The organism is Micromonospora sp. R311, assembly GCF_056780015.1.
Genome location: NZ_JBSWCE010000096.1, coordinates 1 through 2,335, shown reverse-complemented (window position 1 = coordinate 2,335; position 2,335 = coordinate 1). Strand labels below are relative to the sequence as shown.

2 protein-coding genes are annotated in these 2,335 nt (G+C 70.3%); both read left to right on the top strand.

Features of this window, described 5'->3' with window-relative positions; translation table 11 throughout:
• Window positions 1-338: 338 nt before the first annotated feature.
• On the top strand, window positions 339-860 hold the full coding sequence (locus tag AC1WTP_RS34250) for a GNAT family N-acetyltransferase (protein ID WP_481653356.1): 522 nt from the start codon (window positions 339-341) through the stop codon (window positions 858-860).
• Window positions 861-927: 67 nt separating this feature from the next.
• Window positions 928-2,286: an MFS transporter gene (locus AC1WTP_RS34245; RefSeq protein ID WP_481653355.1), complete on the top strand. Its 1,359-nt coding sequence runs from the start codon at window positions 928-930 to the stop codon at window positions 2,284-2,286.
• Window positions 2,287-2,335 lie beyond the last annotated feature (49 nt).

Genomic DNA, 2,335 nt, shown 5'->3' with positions numbered 1-2,335 from the left:
GCCGGCGGCGTTGTCGGGCAGCACGAGGTCGAGGTCGGGGACGTCGACGTGCGACTCGTCCCAGTCGATCAGCGCGACCTGACTCGCAGTCATGCGGACGTTGCCAGGGTTGTGACACAGGTCACATAGCCGGCGCGCGAGGGGCTTACTTCGTTCCTGGCGCTCCTCGTCGGGGGTTGGTCTTTGACCTGGCTGATATTGCGATGCAGGGCCCCGCGGCGCCCCCTTGTAGCTCCCTAAGCGCGTGGGCCTTTGCGGAGCGGAATCGGCTTCTGGGGGTGATCAATGTTGGTAAGAAGCGGCTCGTTTAGCGGTCCGGCTTTCAATACCGTGACCGCATGCCCGAGTTGATTCTGCCGACCATCCGCCTGCACGCCGCGTTCTTGAAATGCCGCGACGACTGGGGCCCTGGCCTCCACGAGGACGGCTTCGGCCTGAGGTCCAACGACGACGTGAACTCGCCCGAAGGCTTCGCCGCTTGGGTGCACGAGCGGGTCCGACTGACCCATCCGGCCGGCGACCCGTGCCCGGACGAACAGCACGGCTCACCCCGGTGGATCGTCGAGAACGGCCACGTACTCGGGGGAATCGCCCTCCGGCATAAGTTCGACGACGAGATCGGCCAGATCGGCTACGGCGTCCGGCCGTCCGCGCGCCGCCGAGGACTGGCGAGTTGGGCACTCGGCGAGATGCTCAAGGAGGCTCGCGTCGTCTTGGGCCTAGACCGCGTCCTCATCCCTTGTCTGGCCGACAACATCGCGTCGGCCCGGACGATCGAACGCAACGGCGGCGCCCTCGAGGGCATCCGCGACACCGAGCACGGTCCGGTGAGGCGCTACTGGATCGTCTTAGACCGGTGATGGGTCATGCGTTGCGCACGGCAACCCCGCCGGAGCCGAATCTAGGAATTACTCGCCTTAGGCCAGGGTGGCCCGGGAGGTGCGGACCGTGTTGGATTTGAAGCCGTACCGGGACGCGCTCGCGCTGCCGGGGTTGCGGCCCCTGCTGCTGGTCGCGATCCTGGCCCGGGTGCCCGTGGCAGCCACCGCGGTGGTGATGACGCTGCACGTACTCGACCTGGGCCACGGCTATTTCGCCGCCGGCTTGGTCGGGGCCGCGATGACGGTCGGATCGGCGCTCGGCGCACCACTGCTCGGCCGGCTGGTCGACCGGCGTGGCCTGCGGCCGATGCTGCTGCTGACCACGGCGGTCGAGGCGCTGTTCTGGGGGACAGCGCCGGTCCTGCCGTACCCGGCGTTGCTCGGCGCCGCGTTCGTCGGCGGGCTGCTCACCCTCCCGGTCTTCTCCGTGGTCCGGCAGTCGATCGCCGCACTGGTCCCGCCGACCCAGCGCCGTCAGGCGTACGCGCTGGACTCAATGTCGGTCGAACTCAGCTTCATGATCGGGCCGGCGGGGGCGGTGGCCCTGGCCACCAGCGTCTCGCCCACCCTGACCATGTACGCCGTCGGCGGCGGCATCGTGCTGGCCGGACTCACCCTGCTGGTGCTCAACCCGCCAACCCGGGCCCGGGACGAGGAGACGACGCCGGCGCAGCCGCTGCCCCGCCGGCAGTGGCTGACCCCACGACTGATCGGGCTGCTCGCCGGTGGCGCGGCCAGCACGCTGATAATCGCCGGCACCGATGTGACGGTGGTGGCGGTGCTGCGTGACGCCGGTCAGATCGACTGGACCGGTATGGTGCTGGCGCTCTGGGCCTCGTACTCGTTGCTCGGCGGCTTCACCTACGGAGCGCTGTCCCGCCCGGTGCCGTCGCTGAGCCTTACCCTTGTCCTTGGTCTGGTCACCATTCCGGTCGGTCTGGGCAGCGGCGAGTGGTGGCTGCTGGCCCTGGTGCTGCTGCCGTCCGGGGCGCTCACCGCGCCGACCGTGGCCGCCACCGTCGACGCGGTGAGCCGGCTGGTGCCGGCGAGCGTGCGGGGTGAGGCGATGGGCCTGCACGGCTCGGCGATGGTGGTGGGGCTAGCGCTCGGCGCCCCGCTGGCCGGGGCGGTGATCGATGCCTCCGCACCGGCCTGGGGCTTCGCCGCGACGGGCCTGCTCGGCGCGCTGATCGCGCTGGCGGTGCTGCCGACCGAGTTGCGGCACCGGCGGTCCGACGCCGCCGCCATCGCCGCCGCCGAAGCCACCATCACCCCCACCGCCGCGTCGGCCGGCGTTCACCCCGAAGGGAGAAGCGCCCGAAGGCGTACTGGCAAGTCCGCCGGCCGACTCCAACCATCCACATCCGCCGCCTCACCAGACCAGCCATCCGATAACAGACCGTGACCGGCCCGCGTTCGCAACCGGGCACTCGCACCAAACGAATACGCGACCC

Excerpts from the sequence above, each read along its gene's own strand:
- AC1WTP_RS34250 (WP_481653356.1), top strand. The coding sequence starts at position 339 with ATGCCCGAGTTGATTCTGCCGACCATCCGCCTGCACGCCGCGTTCTTG.